The sequence below is a fragment of the Pseudomonas sp. S2_C11 genome (genome assembly GCF_054668395.1).
Genome location: NZ_CP162765.1, coordinates 2,339,512 through 2,364,629, shown reverse-complemented (window position 1 = coordinate 2,364,629; position 25,118 = coordinate 2,339,512). Strand labels below are relative to the sequence as shown.

The following is a 25,118-nucleotide window of genomic DNA, read 5'->3' as shown; positions in this document are numbered from 1 at the left end:
GACGGGCGCGCCGTCAGACGCTGAGCAGTAGAAATTCACGCTCCCACGAGCTGATCACGCGCTTGAAGTTTTCGTGCTCGGCGCGTTTGACCGCGACGTAGCCGCGGACGAATTTACTGCCCAGGTACTCGGCGACCTTCGGGCACTCTTCCATCTGCGTCAGGGCTTCTTCGATGGTGATGGGCAGGCGCAGATTGCGGCGCTCGTAGGCCCGGCCTTCGACCGCCGCGCTCGGCTCGATCTTCTCGACCATGCCGATGTAGCCGCACAGCAGGCTTGCGGCAATCGCCAGGTACGGGTTGGCGTCGGCGCCCGGCAAGCGGTTCTCCACGCGCATCGATTCAGGACCAGAAGTCGGCACACGCAGGCCAACCGTGCGGTTCTCTTCGCCCCATTCGACGTTGACCGGCGCCGAGGTGTCCGGCAGGAAGCGGCGGAACGAATTGACGTTCGGCGCGAACATCGGCAGCACTTTCGGGATGTATTTCTGCAAGCCACCGATGTGATGACGGAACAGCTCGCTCATGTTGCCCTCGGCATCGGCAAAGATCGGCTGGCCCGTCGCGATCTCGACCACACTCTGGTGCAAGTGCATGGCGCTGCCGGGCTCGTCGCCGATCGGTTTGGCCATGAACGTCGCGGTGACGTTGTGCTTGAGCGCTGCTTCGCGCAGGGTGCGTTTGAACACGGTGATCTGGTCAGCCAGATCCAGCGCATCGCCGTGGCGGAAGTTGATTTCCATCTGCGCCGGGCCGTCTTCGTGGATCAGCGTGTCGAGATCCAGACCTTGCAGTTCGCACCAGTCGTAGACGTCTTCGAACAGCGGATCGAATTCATTGGCGGCATCGATCGAGAATGACTGGCGACCGCTTTCCGCACGACCCGAACGACCCAGTGGTGCCTTGAGCGGCAGGTCCGGATCTTCACAGCGCTGGGTCAGGTAGAACTCCATTTCCGGCGCGACAATCGGCTTCCAGCCCTTGTCGGTGTAGAGCTGCAAGACTTTCTTCAGCACGTTGCGCGGCGACAGTTCGATCGGGTTGCCGAACTTGTCGAAGGTGTCGTGGATGACGATGGCAGTCGGTTCGATTGCCCAAGGAATGACATACACGGCATCGGAAACCGGCTTGCAAACCATGTCGATGTCAGCCGGGTCGAGCAGGTCGTAGTAGATGTCGTCGTCGACAAAATCCCCGGTTACCGTTTGCAGCAGCACGCTCTCCGGCAGGCGCATACCGCGCTCATGCAGGAACTTGTTGGTCGGTGCAATCTTGCCGCGGGCGATGCCGGTCAGGTCGCTGACCACGCATTCGACTTCGGTAATCTTGTGATCTTTCAGCCAGGTGAACAGCTGATCGAAAGGGGCGTTCATAAGGACCTCGTTATTGGTTTTGTAGACGCCGGGGAGGGCGGGTTTCATCTTCCGCCCCTTCCCCTGTGGCGCGTTGGGGACTATCTTGGGCGCGGCTTGCGATTCCATCTATCCACTTTCAGCAGCACCAAAGCGCACCAAAAGAGTGCGCAGGGTCACCCCATGACAACGTGCAATCCGCTTCAGGTTCAAGCGTTCAATACCGCCGATGTGGCCGAGCAAATCCGCGCTACACCGGGCTGGGTCCAGCATTACCAGCAGATGTCGCCGGGGCATTTCGCCGGGCAGATTCGCTATCTGGATCTGCAGGGCGTCGAGGTTTACGAAGAACAGATGAACACCCGGGTCGAGCAGAATTTCAGTGCGCCATCCGGGGCTCTGGCGTTCTGTTTCGATCGCAGCGACAACGCGCTGTATCTGCTCAACGAAGAGAGCCGCAACATCTGGATCACCCCGGAGAACTACCGGGAAATCGCTGTGGTATTCGGTCCGGATTTCGTCCGCGAGCACGGTTTGCAAGTGGCAAAGCTCGAAGGTCTGTTCATGGCGCCGCTGAACTGCGGACAGAACGCTTTGTTCAGCGGCTGGTTAAGCTCGATTCTCACGAAGTTGTCGCAAGCCTCTGATCCACTTGATAAAGATCGCCTGACTCGGCAACTACTCGAGGACTGCCTGTTCATCCTCGACAACGCTTACACCAGCCTTGATCGGGGCGGATTGCAGCGGCGCAACGACGAGCGCCAAATCATGAAGCGAGTAGGGGAGTGGGCAGCTGATTCGCCGGAAGACACGGTCAATCTGCTCGAGCTTTCCAACGTTGCCGGCGTACCCCTGCGCCAGTTGCAGCAGGCTTTCAAGGCCTACACCGGGATGACCCCGAGCCATTGGTTACGCCTGAGGCGGCTGAACAGTGCACACCGTGAATTGCTCAAGCGCCGACCTTGCGAAACCACCGTTGCCGAAGTGGCGATGCGCTGGTCGTTCTGGCATCTGGGGCGGTTTTCCAGCAGTTACCGCGCGCTTTTCAAGGAGCTGCCGAGCGAAACGCTCAAGCGCTGAGCAGAAAAAGGCTTTGTGTCCTCGCAGAAGTTAAATAGAATCAGTCTCATTTGAATCCACCTTCGCGCAGGGTCTCTTGAGATGATTGAAGCTACGTCACCGTCGGAGCAGAGCCTGCAGCAGTTGTATCGCGAGCACCGCGGCTGGCTGGAAACCTGGCTGCGCCGGCGCATGGGCAATGCGTGGGATGCGGCGGACCTCAGTCAGGACACCTTTCTACGCGTCCTGTGCAACGCGCCGCCACTGGCCGAGTTGCGCGAGCCGCGTGCGTATTTGCTCACCGTTGGCAAACGGCTGCTGAGCAATTTCTACACGCGGCGCCATCTGGAAAAAGCCTACCTCGATGCCTTGGCGCAATTGCCGGAAGCGTGCGCACCGTCGCCGGAGCAGCGCTGGTTGCTGCTGGAAACCTTGCAGGCGCTGGATGAATTGCTCGATGGCTTGCCGCGCCCGGTGCGCCGGGCATTTCTTTGGAGTCAACTCGAGGGCCTTGGCTACCGCGAGATTGCCGAGCGCTTGCAGGTTTCCGAGCGCACGGTGAAACGTTACATGGCCCAAGCGTACGAGCATTGCTTGCTGGCGGATCTGTGATGCGCGTTGCCCCCAGCGAGGAAACGCGGGAAGTGGCGCGGGCAGCGGCGCAATGGCTGGCACTGCTCGAGTCCGGTGGTGCCAGTGATGAAGATCACGCCCGATTGCAGCATTGGCGTACCAGTGACAGTCGCCACGAGAACGCGTGGCAGAAAATTCAACAACTGCGTCAACGCTTTGCAGGCTTGCCCCCGGCGCTTGCCCTGGCCACGCTGGACCGGCCGGATCCGGCGCGGCGCGCTGCTCTCAAGCGTGCTTTGGGCGTGGCAGCGCTAGTGCCGGCGGTGTGGTTGATCAGTCGGGAGCTGCCGCTGGAGGTCTGGCGCGCCGACCTGCACACCAGCACTGGCGAGCGGCGCAAAGTGCAGTTGGCCCAGGATTATTCATTGCAACTCAACACCGACAGCGCGGTTAATGTCGATCTGGCGGCACGTCAGTTGACGCTGATTCGTGGCGAGATGGCGCTCAACGCGGCAGGCGATTCAGCCTTTATCGTCAACGCGCCTTATGGACGGATGATCGTCAAACACAGCGACATCTCGGTGCGCCTCAATGCGCGCGATTGCCAGGTCTGCGTGCTGCGTGGTTCGGTGCAATTGCAGCCACTGCACGGCCCGGCGCTGGTATTGCAGCAAGGCCAGCAAGTCAGCCTGCAAGCTTCGGGCGCCGGGGCGGTGACGGCGTTCGATGCGTTGATGCCCGGGTGGCGCGACGGTGTGGTGATGGCGCAAAACCAGCCGCTGGGTGATTTCCTCCGCGAGCTGAGTCGCTACCGCTCGGGTGTTCTGCGCTGGGATCCGGCGCTGGAATCGCTGCGCGTCACTGGCAGCTTTCGCCTCGACGATACCGATCAAGTGCTGGCACTGCTGGCTGCCAGTTTGCCCGTCGATGTGCATACGCGAACGCGATTTTGGGTGTCACTGGTACCGCGTGCGGAAAAAACTGGCTGAAGCCTGTCCCTTTTTTTCGCCTCGCTGGTCATTCCAGGCAAGTGAACAAAATCGAGAGCTTCTTCCAATGCCCGCAGTATTTCCAGGTCGTTTGCGTCCGTTGTTGCAGTTGAGCCTTTTGCTGAGCCTGAGTGCCAGCCCCGTGTTGATCCAATCGAGCTGGGCCGACGATGGCAGTCGCCGCAGTTATCAGGTGCCGGCCGGTAGTCTGAGTACAGCGCTGACGCGCTTCGCCGGTCTCGCCGGCGTCAATCTGTCGGTGGATCCGGCACTGGTCAGCGGCCGCAACAGCAATGGTTTGTCCGGTGAATATGGCGTGGAGGAGGGGTTCAGCCGGTTGTTGCTGGGTTCGGGTTTGCAGCTGCAACCGGTCGGCGATCAGGCTTATACGCTGGTGCCCGCAGCGCAAGGCAGCACCTTGCAACTTGCGCCGACATCCATTCTCGGCGCGAGCGGTTCAGCGGATGCCGACGTGTTTGCTGGCGGTCAGGTCGCGCGGCGTGGCTCGCAAGGGTTGTTGGGTTCCAGGGATTTCATGGAAACCCCGTTCAGCATGACCACCTACACCAGCGAAACGGTGAAAAACCAACAGGCGCGCACGCTCGGCGATCTGATCAGTACCGACCCTTCGGTACGCGCCACCAACCCGGCCGGTGGCCGCTATGAGCAATTCACCATCCGTGGTTTCAGCTTGTTCAACAGTGATGTTGCCTACAACGGCCTCTACGGTGTGTTGCCGACTTACACCATCGACATGGAAATGGCCGATCGCGTCGACATCCTCAAAGGCCCGAGCCAATTGATCAACGGGATTTCGCCACGGGGCAGTGTAGGAGGGGGGATCAACGTCGTGCCGAAACGCGCGACCGACAAGCCGATCACCTCGCTGACAGCCAATTACGCCTCGAACAATCAAGTCGGCGGCGCGGTGGATGTCGGACGGCGTTTTGGCGAAGACAATCAATTCGGGGTGCGCTTCAACGGGGTCAAACAGTCCGGTGATACAGAATGGGATCATCAGAGTGTCGATCGCGACATGGCAGTACTCGGTCTGGATTTCCGTGGTGAACGCTTGCGACTTTCCACCGATATCGGCCACACCGAGCGCGACACCGACGCACCGCAGGAACGCGTGCAAGTCGCGGCCAATGCCAAGGTGCCGAACGCCAATGATGTGCGCGATAACTATGCGCAACCCTGGAGTCGGGCGCGAACCAAAGACACTTTCGGCACGCTCAACGGCGAGTTCGATGTCAGCGATTCAGTCATGCTGTATGGCGGCGTCGGCGCACGCAAAAGCAATCACGACTTCTTGCGCCACGCGGTGTCGGTGACCAATGACGCCGGCGACTTCAGCGTCCAGCCGCGCGACTTCACTCGCGACGAAAACGTTCGCACGGCTACCGCTGGGGTGCGTAACTGGTTCCAGACCGGACCGGTCAGCCATGAAGTGAACCTGGCGGCCAACTACTTTTATATGGACTTCGAAAACGGCGGCGCCCGTTACGCGGCCGGGCGCAGCAATCTCTACGACCCGGTGGAAATAGCCAGACCCGGCACGCCGACCCGCAATGACGCCAAGGTCTACACCGAAAATCGCTTCAGCGGCGTGGCCTTGTCCGACACGCTCGGTTTCTTCGATGATCGACTGCTGCTGACTCTGGGTGCGCGCTGGCAGCGGGTCAAAGTCGATGACTGGAGCGACGGCATCAAGGGCGACACGGCCTACGATGAAGAAAAGGTCTCGCCGTCGGGCGGGATTCTGTTCAAGGCGACGGACAAACTTTCGCTGTACGCCAACTACATGGAAGGTCTGAGCCAAGGCAAGATCGCGCCATCGACGTCGATCAACGAAGACGAAATCTTCCCGCCATTCATCAGCCGCCAGGTCGAAGTCGGCGCCAAGTACGACGCCGGCTCATACGCCCTGACGGCAGCGGTGTTCCGCATCAAACAGCCTGCCTACGAAACCAATGCGACCACACGAGTCTTCGGCCCGAACGGCAAACGCGAAAACAACGGCGTAGAACTGAGCGTGTTTGGCGAACCGCTGAACGGCTTCCGATTGCTCGGCGGTGTGATGTACATCGATAGCGAGCTGACCGATACCACCAACGGTACATTCGACGGCAACCGCGCACCGGCAACACCGAAATACAACGTCAACCTTGGTGCAGAGTGGGACGTGCCGACTGTGCAGGGTTTGACATTGACCAGTCGAGGAATCTATTCGAGTTCGCAGTATCTGGATCAGGCGAATGATAAGGAAATCGACTCCTGGGAACGGTTCGACGTAGGCACACGCTATGCTTTCAAGCTGGACGAGAAGACGATCACCTTGCGCGCAAATGTCGAAAACGTGCTGGATAAACGCTATTGGAGCTCGGCGGGTGCATCGGATGATAGTGAGCCGGGGTTGACGCTTTCTACGCCGAGGACGTATCTGCTCTCGGCAACCGTGGATTTCTAATGAAGCGGAGTAAATGTAGCTAACGTCGCCGATAATACGTTAACTACACTAAATGACCGTTTAGTTAAGCTAACAAAAATTAGTCGCGAAAGCGGCCGAGGTAATGACTCAACCCACCCAGTCGCATCTCTACATGGCTTTTCGTTATGAGCGATAACCCGAACGGGCCTAAAAAACTGTTATTTCTTACAGTTTTAAAATTGCTCTGAGGCGCAAAGGATAGTCGCTGCGTAATGAGCACATTCCTCCAAGGAGCAAACTCCATGACAACGTTCAGCGATGACCAGCTCTTGAACCTTACTCCAGAGCAATTGAAACAATTAACACCCGCGCAACAGGCACGCCGAAAGGATTTAATCAACGAACCGGTGGATCAGCGTGCTGTTACGAAGATTATTAATGCGCAAACGACCGAGCCTATAAACCCGGTGAGTGACGAGTAAATTTTCCAGAAGTGTAGTTGAGGCGTTTCAACCAGCTCAGAAATCCCGTTACGGTAAGTAGCGGGATTTTTTTCAGTTGAATGATCGAAAGGGGAAATCTGCGGCAATACCGGAGGTAGAGGTTTGGCAATATCTATCGTGGCAGTGGATTTCGATTAGGCGTGGCAATTACGACAACCATGCGAAGCCCGTAACATCTTGTTACGTGTAATGTATATTATGTTAAATCGTGGATGCGAACGGCCTCAGGCTTTAGATATCAGATCCACCACTCCCAACCTCTCAGTCTAAGCAACGCCATTCGTTTGCAGCTTCAACAACCAATGTCTCTCGGTAGTCCATCCGATAAAAACCTGAGCACCTTCGCTTGCTTGGCGAGCCTCGGTCAACGGTGCGCCAGAAGCCGCTACTCGCAATCCTCTAATCGCCGGCAGAAACCTTTCACGAAATGCACTAGGCTGAATCGCGAAATGAGCTTCGATACGTTCAATCGCGAAACGCATTTCTGCCTCATCTAGCATCGCTAGATAAAAGACCATTTGCCGCCAGGCATAAGCCGTATTTTTGATCACCACCAGGCTGGAGTGATAAAACCGCAACTTCATCTGCTGGCGTACGCATATCCATCTGAAGCATTCCTCGGCCATCGAAGCCAGGCGATGCTGCAACAGCGCCTTCAACCCGAGCTCACCAAACAACAGCGCAAGGTTTTGCGTCGTCAGGATCTGTTGTTGCTCGATGATTTTCCCGTTAGTCGCCGGTCGCCATGTCCCCAGGTCCGCATCAGCCCGCTGGGAGCACAATCTGGCCAATGCGTCCCTGGAACTCGCGTCAGGTCTGGAGAACCTTTTCCGCCTGGATTTCGGTTGATCAGGAAGCATCGCCAATTGGCTTGCATCAATGTCGTAGTAATTGGCGTATAGCGTGCCACCTGTCAAAGATGCCGCCTGCCTGGCAGCTCTTATGTACTTGTTCGAGAAAGCGCCCATGAAAATGTCCGAGGCGACTTCTTCGACAAAAGGCAGATCCAGCTTGGCCATCGCACCAAGCGCAGCAAATTCCTGAATGAGTTTGTTGGGCAGGATCGCTTGAGGAAAAGCGCAAAGAGTCATCGCTGCGCATTCGATCAGGACCTGTCTGGCTGCGTCAGCGACCACCGCGTCCGTTTCTCGCTGGTCCTCAACAGCCGCCACCCACGGCAATTCATTCATCCTGACCTGACTTTGCAGATCCAACAGCAACAATGATCGGCGTTGTCGAAAGGCGCGATAGGTTGCTACAGAGAGCATCCGCAGCGACATATCGCGAAATCCTGCACTGCAGATCTCAGCCGTTATCGCTGGCAGCAGCCGCGCCACGGTATCCCCGGATGTAATCAATCCCTTATCGATCAACTCGGCAATTGTGCCCTTTCGACACCGCTCGACGCGTCGACGAATATCAGTAGGAATGCCGATACCTGTTAACAGCGAATATGCGGTCGCTTCTTCGCAGGTAACGGGTTGCAGCAGAGATGAAAAGTCGGAAACTCCGTCCGAACCGGGATACCTGCTCAGACGTGCGGCAACCGCTTTAGCAAATAGATGGTGCCCGGGTGAGGACACGTGACTGCGTTGAGACTCTCTGTGCTTTTGATGAGATTCGGATTCGGGATGACCATGCTTGCGTACGAAATCGTCGACGATCCTGCGAATTCGTCCGACTTGCCGTCCCGTAAGCGACGCCGCATCGCTAGCGCAACTCCCCAGCAATGCAAACAACTCCCCTGCCCGATCCCTTGAGCTTTCAGCTTCACCTGAAGCGCTGGGGCAAGAAGCATCGAACTGCCGCTTCAGAGTATTCGCCTGCTCAAACCAGCCTTGGGGATACCGGCGGCAAGGCCAATCATCCTGATACGTCAAAAGGAAAAGCGACACCGCCGCATCGTAGAGCGGCAAGCGAGTCTCGACGACATGTTTTTGCGCTGCCAGACGCGTCTGTGCTGGGCGGTTTGAAAGCACGGTTCTGACATCACCGACAGTAAAAACCTGCACTTGCCCTGCTGAAGCGGCGAACCGTCAGAAGCCATCGGAAAGAATCGCAGCTGTTCAAAGAAAGGCGCTATCGCTTCAACCAGGTCCCATGCGTTCTCTGTACGTTGTTGGCCCAGCAACCAGGCCACCGTCAGCAGTGCAGCTTCTTCTGGCACCTCGATTCGATAATCCCCGCTCGCCAGCTTCGTTTGCAGTACCTCAATCCCCTCCTCCGTAAGGTGCCAAGTGTTGAGATCGAATCGCTCGAAGCCAGGACGGATACCAGGAATCGAAGCAGCCAAATGTCGCTCGTACTCGGTCAGTGCGCCACCGGCCATGTACTGCCCAGTGGCAAAACCACCCGTGGCGACTTCCAGCGTGACCCACTCAGGCACATCCGCGAATGGAGTTCGTGAGCCATACGACGCAGATCCCTGCAATATGTGCTCGATTACATTGCGCCAGCGCTCGATGCGCTTGCTCGTCTGTCCGTTATCGTCGAGGCCCGATGCAGCGAGTGCCCGAGACAGTTGAAAGGCTGCATAGCCGGCACCTATGCCGGCATTCGCATTCGATTCCCTATCGTCCCTGAGCATGAGTCCTTCCGAGCCTGCGATGTTGTGGGTCCGGGGGCTGGATTCGAACCAGCGCCCACCCGGTTAAGAGCCGAGTGTTCTACCGCTGAACTACCCCGGAACAGAGCGCGGATTGTCCACCAGCGCTGAACGATTGTGAAGATCGAAAATATTGCCGCTTGTGAACCTGAACGTAATCAGGTGATCTCGGGAAGAGTCGTCAAGACCAGCGCAGTTCGATCGAGTCCTTTGCACCGGCGTCGCGAACCAATACGCCTGGAGCCCGACGACTTTATTTCGGGTTGCGGGATTGTCAGCGAGTTTAGCGCTACTGTGCGTAATCGATTACTTCGCCGTTCCAATAGCAATTGTACGGGCTGGAGCGGCCGCGATTGGTATTGCACTCAGAATTCGTTTGAGTTCGATCCCCAGTGCCTCCCTTCTGATTCTGCACTGATTTGCCAGGCTCCGACCCCATAGTCCGCATGATAGGTCGGGCTGATAAGCGCCGTTACTTTGTCTGCCCTAGGTATCAGCAGCAATGAAACGTCAGGCTTGATGCCCTTCCACTGGAGACTGTCGTGATAAATGTGCGCTGACTCCATTGCATCCAGGAGGCTGGCGCGGGCGCTGCGATACTTCGCATCGAAAACCAAGAAGCGCTTCGTCGAAGGCGAGTCCAACGTCACGACGATGTCCGGATATCGCTCTCGCGATAAGCTTTGAAAACCGCGATGCGCAGGTTGATCAATCGCTGGGCATCGGACTTGGTAACATGCCTCAACGGTCACATCAGCCGCTATTCCCCGCCACACGATTTCTTTTAAACCCATCGATCGATATTCACGACTCCAGACGAGTTCAGGAAACTGACGTTGCAGCTGTGAGACTACAGTTACAAAGCACCACCGCTCATAAACCTCCCATGTTGGGCTGACCCACAGCGTCTCATCAGGATCCTTTCCCAACCAACCTGAACGCAACGCGTACCAACCAAACCGATAAGCTCGCGCGTATGCAGACGGATGCGGAGTCCAACCGCTTGACCGTGTGCGCACTCACCGACGTGCGATCACTCTTCAAGGTTGTTAACGGCCGCTGAGATATCTGTTTGAGCGCGCGGTGAAACCGATCCCCATAGCGCCTCAGCCTCGCAAACCAAGTCGTTGGCTGGCGCTCAGGCCATAATCGCTCGAACCAGAAAATCACCTTGGCCGGACACCTACCTGAGCTCTCAGTCGGCAAAGTTCATATCACTGCACATGAGTTCGTCTTTAGCATGGACGAGAGCAATCGTTGGCGCGCTGCCATGTGCCTCTCACCACACTCGATTCGCTCTTGGGGGCTTCACCCGCCTTAAACCCGGAGAGGCTGCGGACTTCTGAAGCTTTCGATGCCTCTCCGAGTAAAGGACGAAGAAAGATATGGAAATGCATGGCATCAAAAGCTACGGCGAGAGACTTCAGTTCGCATATACCCTTCGTGGGTTTCCAAAACTCTACGCGCTGTCACACCGAATCGGTGTGACGGACAGCGCCCTCAGTCGGTGGTTTCGTTCAGAGCCAATCAGTATGGAGAACTTCGCCAAGCTGTGCGTCGAGCTGAACGTCAATGCCGATTGGCTTCTGCTCGGCCGTGGACAGCACTCGCTCGGCGCCATGCATGACGCGCCGCATCGCAAAGCGCTCGCGGACGTGATTGAAAGAATGGCCGACAACGACGTTCGTAACCTCGCCAAGTTTCTTGATGAAGTAACCACTCCAGCAACTTGAGCGCCACGCAATATTTTCAGGGCAATTCGTGAGCCCTGCTCAACCGACTGAGCTTCACGAAGGGTCCGATATTGATAACTTCTAGATGCCCAAGCAATGACGCCTGGGTATGAGCTGGAGATCATCATGTGCACTAAGGAATCTGCAAAAGCTGATGTAGAAGTGAAGTTCGAGTCCCAGAAAACGTTCAGCCTTTTCGGTCGGAACATCTCAACTTGCCAAGCGGCCCTGGGGGCTGGTGCTCACGTGCAAGTCACCAACACAGAAGGCCTGAACTACCACCTGAATGTCTTCGCGAAATGCGAGTGCGACGGGCTGCTGAAGAGGCTCAACGTGGCAATCGACAAGTCCATAGGTAACCCACCCGAAGGGTTGCGTGACGTCCCTTTCACCATCGACCGTACGTCCCATCCAGACTGGCGCTCTCGTCAAGCCTATCTTCGTGAAGGTGTGGGATTTACCAGCAGGATCATTACCTGCGCATGGCCGGCCCTTGCGCCACCTAAGCTTGGTAGCGTAGTTGCTGGTAACACATGCGCAACGACGACAATTGATGCCACAGCCATCGATTCGCAGTTGGTTTATGCCATGACCGATGCTACCCCAGAGCAGGTCAGCGCTTACTCTCACCTGAACCTCTACGCACAGGGGGCCGCGCGCGCCGTCCTGAAAAACAAGGGCGTGGACATCACCAATACGGACTATCTGCAGACGAAGCAATGGTTCGATGCCGTGGTTTACCAACTGACTGATCTGGGCTTCACCGTGAAGGCTGCGAGCGGTGGCCAGGTCAGGCAGGATGTCTCTTCAGGTGACGTGGACATCGGTAGTTTGCTGACCACCATCGTTGGCACGTATCTGGGAGCGACGGAACTCGAGAGTTTCAAGCAGCTCGCGACGCTCTTGGCCAAGGATCCCAACGATTCGGGCACCCACGACTTCATGACCTTCTGGTGGAACAAGGCCAGCACTAAGGACGGCCGCACGACTGTCGCCTTTGGCCCCATCAAGAACGACCAGGGCATGGCTTCGGTGACAGTGGTTTACCTCGTGTTGGATGTGGAATTCACAGACTGGCACTCACTGTTTGTCAGCTACCACCATGAAGGTGTAATGATCCGCAGCGCTGCCATTACCCTGGATCTCGACATGGAGGTCTACAGCAACAATGAAAAAGCAATCTTCGACGCCATCTCCGGCGCAGTGGCCAATCACATCAAGACTCAGGAACTGAGTTTCGACTGATAGCCGATCGATGCGTTGCTCCAGCAATGTTCGCAATGCTGGGGCCCCGTAGCTTTGTGGGTGCTTCGCCAGTTTCAGTCAAACTTGATCTGCCCTGACTCACCCAGCATGCGGTATTGTTCACGAAGTTTTCGCAGCTCACTCGAGCCCATTTGCTCCAGCCCCAGCGTAGCATTCTGTGCCTCGTGGGTAGCTCGTATCAGCTCATCGATCTTCAGATGCAGAATGTCATTGTCGCGGTTCTGGGTGTTTTGAATGAGGAATACCATCAGGAACGTAATGATCGTTGTCGAGGTGTTGATGATCAGTTGCCAAGTGTCGTTGTAATGAAAGTACGGCCCTGTCCCAGCCCACGCGACGATCAGAACAATCGCTGTCAAAAAGGTCTTGGGGCTACCCGCCCAGTTGGACAGTGTCTGGCAAAAGCGTGCAAATCTCATCTTGAAACCTCTGAATAAACCTAATCACTTGACCTCGTTTGGTGGCGAAATACTTTGTCATATTTGCGCCGCTCGTCGGTGGCGCAGATTCGCACGATTGCTCAGGCGTCAGATCGAGCGGCTGCACCGGCGGCTCACCACCCGATTAATCTCCCCTACCACCCGCCCCGTCGCCTCCTCGATCCTCCCCTCATTCCGGCACATAAACCAACCCTGTTCGGCAGCGGCTTGCTCAAAAGCCTGGGTACAGTCGACATGCTCCTCCAGACCGCGAAGCACAGTACTGCTCAAGCCACGCCGTCGCGCCCCCGCCCTCACCCACGAAATCTCCGCCGCCGTGACCACGCCAACATGCAGGTCGGGCACCTGAACGTTGCGATCACGGTTTAATTGCAGGATTTCAGCAAACGGGACCATCCGGCGAAACGCCGCATCGGACGGGTACCAGCGATCAATCAGGATGATGCTGTCGGCAGGCTGTTTGGTCAGCACGTGCTGGGAAATCCAGCGGCGGCTGTCAGCCAGGCGTTGGCAAACTTCCAGTTCCAGATCCCGGTCAGGATGTCGGACGAGTCGGTTCACCAGATGCATTGTCTCGCCCCTGAACGGGTCGCTTTTTTTCTCGCACAACCGGATGACTTTCTGGTTGTCTGCCCTCAAGACTTCAGTGATCGCCTCCAACAGCGAGGTTTTGCCGACGCCTTTGGGGCCATCAAGAGAAATAAACAGCGGACGAGTCATTGTTCACAGGCTTTAACGGGGAGTGGTGAACACTCTAACGGATTTTCAGGTTGAACCTCTTCTGCTCAGGCGGACTCCCAAACCTGAATTCAGGAGAAACCTATGACCCAGACAGCTCTAGTCGTGGGCGCCAGCGGCATTGTCGGCAGCGCCATCACCCAGTTACTTATCGACAACCAGTGGCAGGTCGCCGCGCTGTCGAGGCATCCATCGCAAGTTCAAGGCGTGATGCCTGTCGCGGCAGACCTTCAGGACCCTGCTTCACTGGAACATGCGCTGAGGGATGTGAAACCCACGCATGTGTTCATTACCACATGGTCGCGGCAAGCCACGGAGGCCGAGAACATTCGCGTCAATGCCGCCATGGTGCGCAACGTCCTCGCCGCCATTCGCCCAGCGAAAAGCGTCAAACACGTAGCACTGGTTACCGGCCTGAAACACTACCTCGGCCCGTTCGAAGCCTATGGTAAAGGCAGCCTGCCACAGACGCCGTTTCGCGAAGAACAGGGTCGTCTGGATGTCGAGAATTTCTATTACGCTCAGGAAGACGAACTCTTCGCCGCGGCTGAAAAGGATGGCTTCACGTGGAGCGTTCATCGCCCGCATACCGTCACTGGGGTGGCCGTGGGCAATGCGATGAACATGGCGACCACCCTCGCCGTCTATGCCTCGATTTGCAAGCACACCAATCGCCCTTTTGTGTTTCCCGGTTCCAGGGTGCAGTGGGACAGCCTCACCGACATGACCGATGCGCGGCAGTTGGCGAAACAACAACTGTGGGCGGCCACCACACCGGCTGCGGCGAATCAGGCATTCAATATCACCAATGGCGATATATTCCGCTGGAAATGGATGTGGAGCCGAATTGCCGAATACTTCGACCTGCCTGCTGCCGATTATCCCGCTTCAGCCTCACCCCTTGAAAAGCAGATGGCTGACGATCAAGCCGTTTGGACGCAAATAGTCGCGGAGCACGGTTTGAAAGAATCCGATATCGATCGCCTGATTTCCCCATGGCATACCGATGCAGATCTCGGTCGCCCTATCGAAGTGGTCACGGATATGTCGAAAAGCCGCCTGATGGGCTTCACTGCCTACCAGGCGAGCGATCAGGCATTTTTCGACGTGTTCGACAAACTGCGGGAGATGCGCTTGATCCCCTAGGCGGTTCCAGACAGATAAGGTGGGCACCTGGCGTGCCCCCTCATTCAACAGTCATTTCCACGCCCTCGCCCCCCACATCTGCGACTTTCATTCGCCCTGTGAAATCCTCCTGCCAGTCACCGGCAGAACGCAGCCAATCGTATAGCCCAACTCCAAAATAGCGCCTTCGACAGGCACTGCTCTGTATCCAAGTGTGTACGGACGCAAACACGTTACACAACATTGATCTTCCCGCCCCCTCAGACACAAGCGAGATACACCAGCACGATGAACTGCGCCCACGGCCAGCGCAGTGCTCCTGTGCCTGACACCTGTCATTGGGAGCACCTTAACGGCTTCCACTTTCTTGACGACAAGTCGGAGGATTAAACCCATGCAAACAAACGCGTCATCGGTCTTGAACCGGCTGCAACTTAATCTCGATCGCGCTGGGGACTGGATCGCCCCTTTGAGCCTGCGCGTGTTTCTGGCCTGGGAGTTTTTTGAAGCGGGATGGGAAAAGTGGAACGGTGAGAACTGGTTCCCGAGCATTCAAGGGGCCTTTCCTTTTCCTTTCAATCAGCTGCCGGCTACGTTGAATTGGCAGTTATCCATGTGGGCAGAGCTGCTCTGTTCCATTGCTTTGCTTGTAGGCCTGGGTACACACCTCTCGGCACTGATCCTCATAGTGGTCACCGTCGTGGCAACTGCCGCAGTTCACTGGCCAGCAGAGTGGTCGACGTTGAGCGAACTGGCTATGGGCTACTCCATCAGCAACAAAGGCTACGGCAATTTCAAGCTGCCGTTGATCTATCTCGTCGCACTTCTGCCACTGGTATTCACAGGCGCCGGCAAGCTAAGCCTGGATGCATTCATCGGTCGGTATCTCAAGCGTTTGAATGCACGCTGAGTGTTATCGCGTCATCAAGGGTATCGCTCTCAACCCCCACTAGTTAATCAGGAGTTTCGCCATGACCCATATTGATAAAGTGCTGTACACCGGCAAAGTCCATACCTCTTCGGGTGGACGCAATGGCACCGCCCTCAGTGACGATGGCCGACTGGATATAAAGCTGTCATCGCCTGGCACCTCTGGCGCCGGTACCAACCCAGAGCAGTTGTTCGCCGCAGGTTGGTCGGCCTGTTTTATCGGCGCGATGGGGATTGCGGCGAGCAAGCTGAAAGTCACCCTCCCGGGTGACCTTGCCGTCGACGCCGAAGTGGATCTAGGCACAACAGATGGTGCGTATTTCCTCCAGGCTCGCCTCAACGTCTTCCTTCCCGGGCTGGATCGCAACGTCGCCCAAGACCTGATCGATACCGCACACCAGACATGCCCGTACTCCAAAGCGACGCGGAACAACATCAACGTGGTGATCAACCTCGTTTGAGCAGAACCGTGGCGGGTTTCAACCGCCCGATCCATGCCCGCCCGGCTGCCATAGGTGACCGTGGAGGTGGCGTGGATCGGGCGTTTCAGACGTCGAATCGGAGTATTTAGCTCATGCAAACGAACACTTCATCATCAACGCATTTAGATCCACAGCTTCCCCCTGCGGCGACCGTCGGGCTCGGGTTGCGCCGTGCGCTGCTCAACACGCTTCGTGACGCTCCAGTCGGTGATTTCGATTTTCTAGAGGTTGCTCCAGAGAACTGGATCGGCATCGGCGGCGCGCATGGAGCGGCCCTGCAGATGCTAGCTGAACGTTATCCGCTGTCATGCCACGGCTTGTCACTTTCGCTGGGTGGCAGTGCGCCGCTGGACGAATCTTTTCTTGAGCAAGTCCGCGGGTTTCTCGATCGCTTCAACGTGCCGTTCTATAGCGAACACCTCAGTTACTGCAGTGACGATGGCCATTTATACGACCTGCTGCCGTTGCCATTCACTGAGGAGGCCGTTCATCACGTTGCGGCGCGCATCCGTCGTGCGCAGGACATTCTCGGTCGTCGTCTTGCTGTAGAGAACGTCTCTTACTACGCCGCTGCTCATCAGGACATGGACGAACTTGCTTTTACCAATGCAGTGCTCCGCGAGGCCGATTGCGACCTGTTGCTCGACGTTAACAATGTGTACGTCAACTCAGTCAACCACCGCTTTGATCCAGCGGTTTTCCTCGCCGGCCTGGAACCCGAACGCGTAGTCGCCATGCACGTGGCTGGGCATTACGACGAAGCCGAGGACCTGATCATCGACACCCATGGTGCGTCGGTCAAACCGGTAGTCTGGTCATTGCTGGGCCAGGCTTATGGCCTTTTCGGCGTGAAGCCAACCCTGCTGGAGCGCGATTTCAACTTTCCGTCCTACGACGAACTGGTGGCTGAACTGAATACCATCAGGCGCTTGCAACGCGACGCGGATGCTTTGTTGCGGGTGACTGTCGATGGCTGACTCCCCTTCAAGTCTGCACAGTCAGCAGCTCGCGCTGACCCGGTACCTGCGTGACCCGGACAGTTATGCGCCGCCTGCGCAGATGAATCCCGCAAGAGCGCAGGTCTACCTCAACCTGGTGTTGAACAATCTGTTGGGGTTGCTGGGTGGAACGTTTCCGGTGCTGATTGCCGTACTGGGTGATGCCGGTTGGCGTGCGCTGGTACGACGTTTTTTGCGTGACTACCGCGCGCAAACACCACGCTTCGGAGAAATTGCTCGTGAGTTTGTAGACTTCGTAGCGAGCCTGGAAGACTCGCCCGGTCACGAACACCCTTGGTACCCGTTCTTGCCTGAATTGGCTCATTACGAGTGGGTGGAGATGGCGCTGCAACAGTTGGACGCTGCGCCTTTAAAGCCCAGTGATGCGGCGCATTTACTCGATCGTCCCCTCAGGCTTTCCCCGCTCGTCTGGCCGCTGGCTTACACCTGGGCCGTACATCGTCTCGGCCCAGGCCACTTGCCTTCTGAACCGCCAGAACAACCGACGTTGCTGCTGATCAGCCGTGTGCCGAGTGGCCAGGTGCAATTCTCCCAGGTCAGCCCTCTCGCGTTCCGTTTGTTGCAGCGGATCGAGCAGTTCCCTGACATGGATGGTCGAGCGCAGTTGCACGCTTTGGCTGCGGAGGCTGGTGCATCAGACGTGACCAGCTTCGTCGCTGACGCACTGGTGCTGCTGCGCCAACTGCATGCGCAAGCTGCCGTCGGCGTAGCCGCGACACCCGTTTTAAAGCTGTTGTCCTGACTGACGCGCAAAGGCTGAGGTCAGTTTTCGTATCTCTATGTACCCAAACGCGAAGTCTTGGGATTGGCTTACAAATGCTCCGCTCGCCGATACATCGCCGATACATGACTCCCGCTAAATAGGCCTGCCCGAATAGGGTCGCTCTGTCGAAGTGGACGACGCTTGCGCCCTTCGCCTCGAGCTTCCTTGAGGGTCTATCCGCCCTGTGGCATGAACCGCGGCCTCGCCGCGCAAAGCATCTGGAGAAGCACTATGTACCGTAAACCAATGTCGAACAAAACCAGTCTCGGCCTGGCCGCAATTGCTTTAGCCGGTGGCATGAGCCTGGCATCGTCTGCCGCTTTTGCTGTTGAGCCATTGCCCCAAGGCTACCAACTGGCATCGGCCGATAAAACCGGCGAAGGCAAGTGTGGCGAAGGCAAATGCGGCGCCAGCGAAGCCAGCGACAAGTCCGCTACTGCCGAAGGCAAGTGCGGTGAAGGCAAATGTGGGGACGACTCTTTCGCCCGCACAGATACCGACCATGATGGCCTCGTCTCTCTTAAAGAGCTGCTGGCTGTGGCACCTCAGGGCGGTGAAGAATTCAAAGCGATGGACACCAACCACGATGGTTTTCTTTCGGAAGGTGAGGTCTACAAGTTCAGAACCAACCAGTACATCTCCAATGGCAAAAAAGTCCCAACCGAGCTATTTACCCGCATGAGCAAAGCGCAGAACTGATTCCTCCCGCCGTAGCATTCGCCCTCCCCGCGCCTGCAGCCAGGGAGGGCGATTTATCTTCTGCAAAGCCCCAATGCCAGAGTTGTATTAATTACACCGCGTTATAAGTGATGTTCTCCGCCCCTGATTTATCCCCTGAACGCAACACTCTAAAGTCCATCCCACTGCTCCCCTTTTCATATCGATGGGGCGCCTACAGGAGACTTATCCCATGCCTTTCATCAGCGTTCGTATCACTCGCGACGGCGTCACCAAAGAACAGAAATCCCAAGTCATCGCCGAGATCACCAAAACCATGCAAACCGTCCTCAACAAGGACCCGCACCTCACCCATATCGTCATTGAAGAGGTCGACACCGATAACTGGGGCTATGCCGGAATTACCACCACCGAGTACCGCCAACAGCTGGCGGAGTCGAAGAAATGACTTTTGCCGTCCGTATCGACTTTGTGTCGGATGTGGTGTGCCCCTGGTGCGCACTCGGCGCCACAGCGCTGGAACAAGCCATCGCCAATGTTGCCGGCGAGGTTGCCGTGGAGCTGACCTTCAAGCCCTTCGAACTGAACCCGGACATGCCGGCCGAGGGCGAGCACGCCATCAAGCACATGATGCGCAAATACGGGCGCAGCGCCGAAGAAGTCGCCTCGCGCAATGAAATGATCGTCGCGCGCGGCAAAGCCATCGGTTTTCAGTTCGACCTGGACAAGCGCAGCCATTTCTACAACACCTTCGATGCCCATCGCCTTCTGCTCTGGGCCGTGCAGGAAGGCCGCCAGGTCGCGCTGAAGAAAATCCTGATCGAGGCTTATTTCACCAATGGCGAGAACCCCAGCGACCACGAAACACTGGTGCGCCTGGCCGGTGAAGCTGGACTTTCAACCACCCGCGCCCGCGAGATTTTGACTAGCGAGGCATTCGCTCTCGAGGTCCGTGAACTTGAAGGTTTTTATCTTGAGCGCGGGATTAACTCGGTCCCGGCCATGGTGCTGAACGGTCGTCAGTTGGTGTCCGGATCGCTATCCGTCAAGGAATACGAACAAATCCTCAGGCAAGTGGCACGAGAGTCCGCCACTGCCTGACAAAGCGACTTAACTGCAATCTCAGTTATTAAGCATTTCGCCGGGGCTTGTTGAAGTGACCGCCCCACTTCCTTCCATCAACGTCAAGTGAACCGTCATGCCTCACGACTTGAATCAACTGGAAACTGCGCTGGCTGCTTACCCCCGAGTGGCGCTGCTGGAAGGCCCGACACCGATTCAGAAGCTGTCCCGCCTGAGCCGGGCCGCCGAGCTGCATGGCTGCGATCTCTACGTCAAACGCGATGACCTGATGGGCCTCGGCGGCGGTGGCAACAAACTGCGCAAACTCGAATTTTTGCTTGGCGAAGCATTGGCCGAAGGCGCGGACACACTGGTTACCTGGGGTGGTTTTCAATCCAATCATGCCCGATTGACCGCCGCCGTCGCGGCCCGCCACGGCTTGGCCTGCGAGCTTATTCTGACTCCGTCTGCGGTGCGCAGCGATGATGATTTTTGTCATAACGGCAACGTATTGCTCGATGGCCTGTTTGGCGCAAAGGTCCATCGACTGCCGCGCGGTTTGACGCCCGATAGCTACGCTGGTGAATTGCTTAGCGCGCTCAAAAGCCAGGGCAAAAAACCCTTCCTCATACCATTGGGCGGCTCCAGCCCCAGGGGCAGTCTGGGCTACGCCGCTTGTGCGGGAGAGATCCTCCGCCAGGCAGACGCGCTCGGCGTTCACTTCGAGCGGATCATCATCCCCAACGGCAGCGCAGGGACCCATTCAGGACTGCAGGCCGGTCTGGCACTGGCTCGATCATCAACCGAAGTTATCGGCTATTCGGTATTGGCAACTGAGGAGCAGGCCACGGCCGCGACCCTGGGAAAAACTCGGGAAACCTTGCAGCTCCTGGACCCGTCCGCAACCCTTCTGCAAAGCGCAATCACTGTGGATGGCAGTCAACGTGGCGACGCCTATGGCGCCCCCACCGAATCGATGCTCGAAGCGGTCCGGCTGCTGGCCTCCTTTGAGGGCTTGCTGACGGATCCGGTCTACGGTGGCAAGGCCTTCGCCGGGTTGCTCGCTGCCGTGCGCCGGGGCGACTACCCGCCAGGAAGCAATCTGCTGTTTGTGATGACCGGCGGCTTGCCTGGCCTCTTTGCCTACCGCAGCGCCTTCAACTGACTTGAGCTTTTTCGTCGTCATAAAAAACTGATGTCCGGGCGAGCCCACGGCATCGGTCACTTAACTTGCGTGGAGTACATCGTCATGTCGAACGCCCCTTATCCGCTGAACCGGACCGCTTATCTGCTGGTCGATCCGTACAACGATTTTCTCTCGGAAAACGGCAAGGTCTTCCCCTTGATCAAGCCGATTGCCGAGCAGGTCGGGCTGCTCGACAACCTGCGGGCGCTCGATCGCGCCGTACGGGCGCAGAACATTCCGGTGGTCATCGTGCCGCACCACCGCTGGGAACATGGCGACTATGAAGGCTGGGACCATCCAACACCTACCCAATGCAAAATCATGCACATGCACCACTTCGCAAGCGGTGAATGGGGCGGCGAATGGCATCCCGATTTCGCACCGAAGGACGGCGACATTGTCGTGCAGGAGCACTGGGGCTCCAGCGGCTTTGCCAATACCGACCTTGATTTTCGTTTGAAGCAGAAAGGTATCACCCACGTCATCATCGTCGGCCTGCTCGCCAACACCTGCATCGAAGCGACCGCCCGCTACGCCTCGGAACTGGGCTACCACGTCACGCTGGTGCGCGATGCGACCGCCGCTTTCCGTGCGGAAATGATGCACGCCGCCCACGAGTTGAACGGGCCGACTTTCGCTCATTCAATCGTGACTACCCAAGAACTGATTGAGGCGCTTGCAGCGCAGGTGTAATGGCGATGAACCTCACCGATTTCGCCAGTTTGCCGTAGCGCGCTCACTCCAGGGACAACTCAGCGCTTGATCGACGGCCAATAAGAGCTGTGCAGAAATCAGCTTGAGTCACGTGTTAGTGACGGCTTCAATGGCAGGAAAATTCGCTGATGGTCCATGTAGATCCGTCTTCCAAGCGAAACGCTGCTACAACAATTGCTCGCGTAGAAAATCGATGAACGCCATCGTCCGCGCTGAACGTCGTCGCTCGCGGCTGAGTACGGCGCTGACAGGCAGCGCGCTGGTCTGATAGTTGTCGAGTACGGTACTCACCCTGCCCTGCTCGACGTCAGCTGTGAACAGCCATTGCGGTGAGAGGGAAATACACAAGCCGCAGAGCACCATTTCGCGGATGGCCTCGCTGCTGTTGCTGGTGACGTTGCCCTGAATGGCTACATCGAGTTCTTCGGCGCTGTGGGTAAAGTGCCAACGGTCGTAATGCTCCAGCAACGTGAAGCCGATGCAGTTGTGATCGGACAGTTCGCTGGGCTCACGTGGCACGCCGTGCAGAGCCAGGTAAGCGGGCGCGGCATAGACACGCCGTGGGCTATTGCCCAGTGGCAGTGCCACCAATCCCTCGCTCTTCACCACGCCAATGCGGATAGCCAGATCGATGTTTTCCTTGAGCAGATCTTCATTGTGGTCACTCAGCCGCAGGTCAATCCGCACATCAGGATGGCGTTGCAGGAAAGTCCCTATGAGCGGTGCGATGCATAACCTTCCATAACTGACCGGAGCGGCGACTCGTAAAGGGCCGGCAATCTGCTCCTGGCCACTGGTGAAGCTTCGCGTGGCAGTTTCGACGTGGCCGAGAATTTCCTGGCAGTGGTCGTAGAAGCGTTGACCTTGGTCGGTCAGGGCCAAATGCCGAGTGCTGCGTGCGAACAATGGCCCACCCAGATACTGCTCCAGCGCGCGCACTTGCTTGCTCACTGCCGGCTGCCCCATGTTCAGTTCACGGGCGACCGCCGAGAAAGACCCGCGCTCCACGACGCGAACAAAGACATGCATGCTGTCGAACAGATCCATCGACGATTGGTTCTCTTTGGGGAATAAGTCATATGCACATTGGGTTTCTTATCGGAATGATTAAAGCGCGGCAATCTGTAAGCGTCCATCCCAACACAGGTTCCCGTCATGAAACATTCCATGCTTGTCGCCATCGCCGAGTCCGCTCAATCCCCGCTGGCCATCCGTCACATCGATCGCCCTGTTGCCGGTAAGGGGCAAGTATTGGTCAAGGTTCACGCCGCAGGGGTCAATCCGCTCGATACCAAAATTGCCGCCGGCGCAGGGGCTCACGCCCGTCAACAGCTGCCGGCCGTGCTCGGCCTTGACCTCGCCGGTACGGTCGTCGAAGTGGGCGAAGCGGTCGACGGGTTCACCCCGGGCCAGGAAGTCTTCGGCATGCCCGGCGGGATCGGCGGTGCCCAAGGCACCATGGCCGAGTACATTGCCGTGGATGCCCGCCTGATCGCGGTCAAGCCACAGACCCTCAGCATGCGTGAGGCGGCTGCATTGCCTTTGGTATTCATCACCGCGTGGGAAGGTCTGGTCGATCGCGCCAATGTCCGCTCCGGTCAGCGCGTCCTGATTCATGGCGGCGCGGGCGGGGTCGGCCAAGTGGCTGTGCAACTGGCCAAGGCTCGCGGTGCCGATGTCTACGCCACCGGTTCGGCGGGCAGTCTGGACTTCATACGCTCGCTGGGGGCGACGGCGATCGACTATCAGGCACAGAGCGTTGAGGATTATGTCGAGCACTACACCGCCGCCGAAGGGTTCGACATTGTCTACGACACCGTCGGCGGCAGCACGCTGGATGCATCATTCCAAGCCGTGAAAGCCTATACCGGGCACGTGCTGAGCTGCCTGGGCTGGGGCCAGCACAGCCTGGCACCGTTGTCGTTCAAAAGTGCCACCTACTCGGGCGTCTTCACTCTGGCTCCGCTGCTCACCGGCAAAGGACGCGAACATCACGGCGCTATCCTGCGCGAGGCCGCTGCGCTGGCCAACGCGGATCAACTGACGATCCGCGTGGATCAACAGTACTTTGCACTGCAAGACGTCAACGAGGCGTTTCGCCAAGTCGCCGAAGGCCGCGGCAAGGGCAAGACGGTGATCGAGTTTGTGGGTGCATAGCTTCTTGTAATCTCTTCATAGCGCTAACGGCCAAAAGCGTCCGCCTTTGGCCGTTAGTTGCCACACAAGGGCAACCGCTTTCGGCCAAGAGCTGCCGCCCCCATGGTCTTCTCCAGCGCAAAACGCTGTCGCCAGTTGCTGCCGAACGTACGGCACACCTACTGGCATGGGCCGCACACCATATGGATGGCAACCCGATTCCTGTATGCGGCTCTTTCTATGAGAGCTGGCCTCTCACCCATTTGTATTTACCTGGCCTGAACAAACCGCTGCTCAAGGTTTTCTTTTGCATTGCTCTTCGGGCGCACCATATCCCCAAGTGATGATGGCTTCGGCCTTATGTTCCCAAAGCGATTCATTACGCCCGACGTACTTGATGCCAATGCCACGCAGTTGCTGGTACATCAGCGATACGCTGTCGCCACGCTCGGCTATTAATGTCGGCGGATCAGTTTCGAAGAACCTGACAGTTACCTCGTTTGCAGGGTTGCCGTCGCATTCGTAAAAGACAGGCCCAGTGCCAGAGATCAGTCGGTACCGTGCTTGCAACTCAGCGATACGGTTATGGTATTCCATGCGCAGGCATGCACCGACGTCATCACTCTTCCAGCAATCGTCCCGCCCCTTGATCCACCCCCGCTGCTCTGCTTTGAGCATTGGAGGATGCTCGTTGCCAGCCTTGATACTCGCACTGGCATACACTGCCGAGAGTTTGCGATCGAGGGCAGATAATTCCTTGTCTTCACATATCAATGCTTCGACACCGCCAGGCTCCGCCTTTGAGCAATCGTAAGATGGACCAGGTGACGAATTGATAGCCGACGATGTTCCCGTGCGCGCCCCGGTCGACTGTATCGCACTGATTTGCTGATCAATGTAATTGCACCACTGTTCGGAGCTTCGCTCAGGGACATCTGACCCATCTTGAACCCCCAGCTTTATCTCGATCACTGACTTCCATTCATCAGAACCTAGATCCGGTCCGTGCCCTTGCATATCAGCCGTATGCAGAACCTTATCGACCGATTGATACCACGTGTTTGAGCATTGAGATTGCGCCTTGGCAACGCCTGTGACGCCAATCAATAGCAAGACCAAATATTTGCGCATGTGCGGTTTGCCTGGATTTACGCAGTCGCCAACCACTCATCTTAGCCGGTCTCATCCGCTAGCGATCGGTGAGTCAATAGTGATTGCAGCATAAGAAGTCCTCGCTGCGCAGGCACGCCTGATGCGTCCAGGCCTCCAGCACAGTTCGGGTTTGCTCAGCAATTTCCAGATGTCGATATTTGGCGATTGTGTATGTACATGGTG

General features: G+C 57.2%; 27 protein-coding genes and 1 tRNA gene. 18 read left to right on the top strand and 10 right to left on the bottom strand.

Annotated elements, in window-relative coordinates:
- Positions 1-13: 13 nt before the first annotated feature.
- Positions 14-1,372 carry a glutamine synthetase family protein gene (locus AB4N48_RS10710; RefSeq protein WP_016774729.1) on the bottom strand — a complete coding sequence of 453 codons (1,359 nt, stop codon included), beginning with the start codon at positions 1,370-1,372 and terminating at the stop codon, positions 14-16.
- A gap of 162 nt (positions 1,373-1,534) precedes the next feature.
- Here AB4N48_RS10710 and AB4N48_RS10705 point away from each other — a divergent pair, with 162 nt between their 5' ends.
- The 5 genes from AB4N48_RS10705 (at position 1,535) to AB4N48_RS10685 (ending at position 6,885) form a co-directional block, all read left to right on the top strand.
- Positions 1,535-2,431 carry a helix-turn-helix domain-containing protein gene (locus tag AB4N48_RS10705; protein ID WP_460095394.1) on the top strand — a complete coding sequence of 299 codons (897 nt, stop codon included), beginning with the start codon at positions 1,535-1,537 and terminating at the stop codon, positions 2,429-2,431.
- A gap of 81 nt (positions 2,432-2,512) precedes the next feature.
- Positions 2,513-3,022 (top strand): sigma-70 family RNA polymerase sigma factor, encoded by a 510-nt coding sequence (locus AB4N48_RS10700; RefSeq protein WP_375123712.1) that lies wholly within the window; start codon positions 2,513-2,515, stop codon positions 3,020-3,022.
- Positions 3,022-3,972, top strand: coding sequence for a FecR domain-containing protein (locus tag AB4N48_RS10695; RefSeq protein ID WP_056786014.1), 951 nt, complete (start codon positions 3,022-3,024; stop codon positions 3,970-3,972). The genes AB4N48_RS10700 and AB4N48_RS10695 overlap by 1 nt, the downstream gene beginning before the upstream one ends.
- Before the next feature lie 67 nt (positions 3,973-4,039).
- Positions 4,040-6,442, top strand: a complete 2,403-nt coding sequence (locus AB4N48_RS10690; RefSeq protein WP_460095557.1) for a TonB-dependent siderophore receptor — start codon at positions 4,040-4,042, stop codon at positions 6,440-6,442.
- A gap of 263 nt (positions 6,443-6,705) precedes the next feature.
- The gene (locus tag AB4N48_RS10685; RefSeq protein ID WP_460095393.1) at positions 6,706-6,885 is read left to right on the top strand and encodes a hypothetical protein; all 180 of its coding nucleotides are present in this window, start codon (positions 6,706-6,708) and stop codon (positions 6,883-6,885) included.
- 287 nt (positions 6,886-7,172) lie between these two features.
- On the opposite strand, the gene AB4N48_RS10680 is transcribed toward AB4N48_RS10685, so the two are convergent.
- The 5 genes from AB4N48_RS10680 to AB4N48_RS10660 form a co-directional block, all read right to left on the bottom strand.
- Positions 7,173-8,822 carry a hypothetical protein gene (locus AB4N48_RS10680; RefSeq protein WP_460095392.1) on the bottom strand — a complete coding sequence of 550 codons (1,650 nt, stop codon included), beginning with the start codon at positions 8,820-8,822 and terminating at the stop codon, positions 7,173-7,175.
- Positions 8,783-9,493, bottom strand: coding sequence for a hypothetical protein (locus AB4N48_RS10675; protein ID WP_460095391.1), 711 nt, complete (start codon positions 9,491-9,493; stop codon positions 8,783-8,785). Before AB4N48_RS10675 ends, AB4N48_RS10680 begins: the two co-directional genes overlap by 40 nt.
- 25 nt (positions 9,494-9,518) lie before the next feature.
- Positions 9,519-9,593, bottom strand: a tRNA-Lys gene (locus tag AB4N48_RS10670).
- A 283-nt stretch (positions 9,594-9,876) separates the two neighbouring features.
- Positions 9,877-10,530 (bottom strand): nuclease domain-containing protein, encoded by a 654-nt coding sequence (locus AB4N48_RS10665; RefSeq protein WP_460095390.1) that lies wholly within the window; start codon positions 10,528-10,530, stop codon positions 9,877-9,879.
- Positions 10,424-10,681: a DUF2357 domain-containing protein gene (locus tag AB4N48_RS10660; RefSeq protein ID WP_353956547.1), complete on the bottom strand. Its 258-nt coding sequence runs from the start codon at positions 10,679-10,681 to the stop codon at positions 10,424-10,426. The genes AB4N48_RS10665 and AB4N48_RS10660 overlap by 107 nt, the downstream gene beginning before the upstream one ends.
- A 221-nt stretch (positions 10,682-10,902) precedes the next feature.
- On the opposite strand from AB4N48_RS10660, the gene AB4N48_RS10655 reads away from it, so the two are divergent.
- Both AB4N48_RS10655 and AB4N48_RS10650 read left to right on the top strand, forming a co-directional pair.
- The gene (locus tag AB4N48_RS10655) at positions 10,903-11,244 is read left to right on the top strand and encodes a helix-turn-helix domain-containing protein (RefSeq protein ID WP_305380790.1); all 342 of its coding nucleotides are present in this window, start codon (positions 10,903-10,905) and stop codon (positions 11,242-11,244) included.
- A gap of 126 nt (positions 11,245-11,370) precedes the next feature.
- A complete protein-coding gene (locus AB4N48_RS10650) occupies positions 11,371-12,489 on the top strand; it encodes a hypothetical protein (RefSeq protein ID WP_460095389.1) in 1,119 nt (372 codons plus the stop codon).
- 74 nt (positions 12,490-12,563) lie between these two features.
- On the opposite strand, the gene AB4N48_RS10645 is transcribed toward AB4N48_RS10650, so the two are convergent.
- Positions 12,564-12,929 carry a low affinity iron permease family protein gene (locus AB4N48_RS10645; protein ID WP_150742172.1) on the bottom strand — a complete coding sequence of 122 codons (366 nt, stop codon included), beginning with the start codon at positions 12,927-12,929 and terminating at the stop codon, positions 12,564-12,566.
- A 108-nt stretch (positions 12,930-13,037) separates the two neighbouring features.
- Positions 13,038-13,670, bottom strand: a complete 633-nt coding sequence (locus AB4N48_RS10640; protein ID WP_460095388.1) for a dTMP kinase — start codon at positions 13,668-13,670, stop codon at positions 13,038-13,040.
- Positions 13,671-13,772: 102 nt separating this feature from the next.
- Here AB4N48_RS10640 and AB4N48_RS10635 point away from each other — a divergent pair, with 102 nt between their 5' ends.
- The 10 genes from AB4N48_RS10635 (at position 13,773) to AB4N48_RS10590 (ending at position 21,626) form a co-directional block, all read left to right on the top strand.
- Positions 13,773-14,834: an SDR family oxidoreductase gene (locus tag AB4N48_RS10635; protein ID WP_460095387.1), complete on the top strand. Its 1,062-nt coding sequence runs from the start codon at positions 13,773-13,775 to the stop codon at positions 14,832-14,834.
- A 373-nt stretch (positions 14,835-15,207) separates the two neighbouring features.
- Positions 15,208-15,723: an HvfX family Cu-binding RiPP maturation protein gene (locus AB4N48_RS10630; protein WP_460095386.1), complete on the top strand. Its 516-nt coding sequence runs from the start codon at positions 15,208-15,210 to the stop codon at positions 15,721-15,723.
- Between the two features lie 61 nt (positions 15,724-15,784).
- A complete protein-coding gene (locus AB4N48_RS10625) occupies positions 15,785-16,204 on the top strand; it encodes an organic hydroperoxide resistance protein (protein WP_056786037.1) in 420 nt (139 codons plus the stop codon).
- 113 nt (positions 16,205-16,317) lie between these two features.
- The gene (locus AB4N48_RS10620; RefSeq protein WP_252884224.1) at positions 16,318-17,202 is read left to right on the top strand and encodes an HvfB family MNIO-type RiPP peptide maturase; all 885 of its coding nucleotides are present in this window, start codon (positions 16,318-16,320) and stop codon (positions 17,200-17,202) included.
- Positions 17,195-17,986 carry an HvfC family RiPP maturation protein gene (locus AB4N48_RS10615; RefSeq protein WP_460095384.1) on the top strand — a complete coding sequence of 264 codons (792 nt, stop codon included), beginning with the start codon at positions 17,195-17,197 and terminating at the stop codon, positions 17,984-17,986. The genes AB4N48_RS10620 and AB4N48_RS10615 overlap by 8 nt, the downstream gene beginning before the upstream one ends.
- A gap of 252 nt (positions 17,987-18,238) precedes the next feature.
- Positions 18,239-18,706 carry an HvfA family oxazolone/thioamide-modified RiPP metallophore gene (locus tag AB4N48_RS10610; RefSeq protein WP_041480354.1) on the top strand — a complete coding sequence of 156 codons (468 nt, stop codon included), beginning with the start codon at positions 18,239-18,241 and terminating at the stop codon, positions 18,704-18,706.
- Between the two features lie 211 nt (positions 18,707-18,917).
- Positions 18,918-19,133, top strand: a complete 216-nt coding sequence (locus AB4N48_RS10605) for a tautomerase family protein (protein ID WP_024012974.1) — start codon at positions 18,918-18,920, stop codon at positions 19,131-19,133.
- A complete protein-coding gene (locus AB4N48_RS10600) occupies positions 19,130-19,786 on the top strand; it encodes a DsbA family oxidoreductase (RefSeq protein ID WP_460095383.1) in 657 nt (218 codons plus the stop codon). Before AB4N48_RS10605 ends, AB4N48_RS10600 begins: the two co-directional genes overlap by 4 nt.
- A gap of 97 nt (positions 19,787-19,883) precedes the next feature.
- Complete coding sequence (locus AB4N48_RS10595) at positions 19,884-20,912, top strand: D-cysteine desulfhydrase family protein (RefSeq protein ID WP_236168808.1); 1,029 nt, start codon at positions 19,884-19,886, stop codon at positions 20,910-20,912.
- An 84-nt stretch (positions 20,913-20,996) separates the two neighbouring features.
- Positions 20,997-21,626, top strand: a complete 630-nt coding sequence (locus tag AB4N48_RS10590; RefSeq protein WP_460095382.1) for a cysteine hydrolase family protein — start codon at positions 20,997-20,999, stop codon at positions 21,624-21,626.
- 186 nt (positions 21,627-21,812) lie between these two features.
- On the opposite strand, the gene AB4N48_RS10585 is transcribed toward AB4N48_RS10590, so the two are convergent.
- The gene (locus tag AB4N48_RS10585) at positions 21,813-22,694 is read right to left on the bottom strand and encodes a LysR family transcriptional regulator (protein ID WP_460095381.1); all 882 of its coding nucleotides are present in this window, start codon (positions 22,692-22,694) and stop codon (positions 21,813-21,815) included.
- A 108-nt stretch (positions 22,695-22,802) separates the two neighbouring features.
- On the opposite strand from AB4N48_RS10585, the gene AB4N48_RS10580 reads away from it, so the two are divergent.
- A complete protein-coding gene (locus AB4N48_RS10580) occupies positions 22,803-23,804 on the top strand; it encodes a zinc-dependent alcohol dehydrogenase family protein (protein WP_460095380.1) in 1,002 nt (333 codons plus the stop codon).
- Positions 23,805-24,077: 273 nt separating this feature from the next.
- On the opposite strand, the gene AB4N48_RS10575 is transcribed toward AB4N48_RS10580, so the two are convergent.
- Positions 24,078-24,914 (bottom strand): MliC family protein, encoded by an 837-nt coding sequence (locus tag AB4N48_RS10575; protein ID WP_460095379.1) that lies wholly within the window; start codon positions 24,912-24,914, stop codon positions 24,078-24,080.
- Positions 24,915-25,118: the final 204 nt, after the last annotated feature.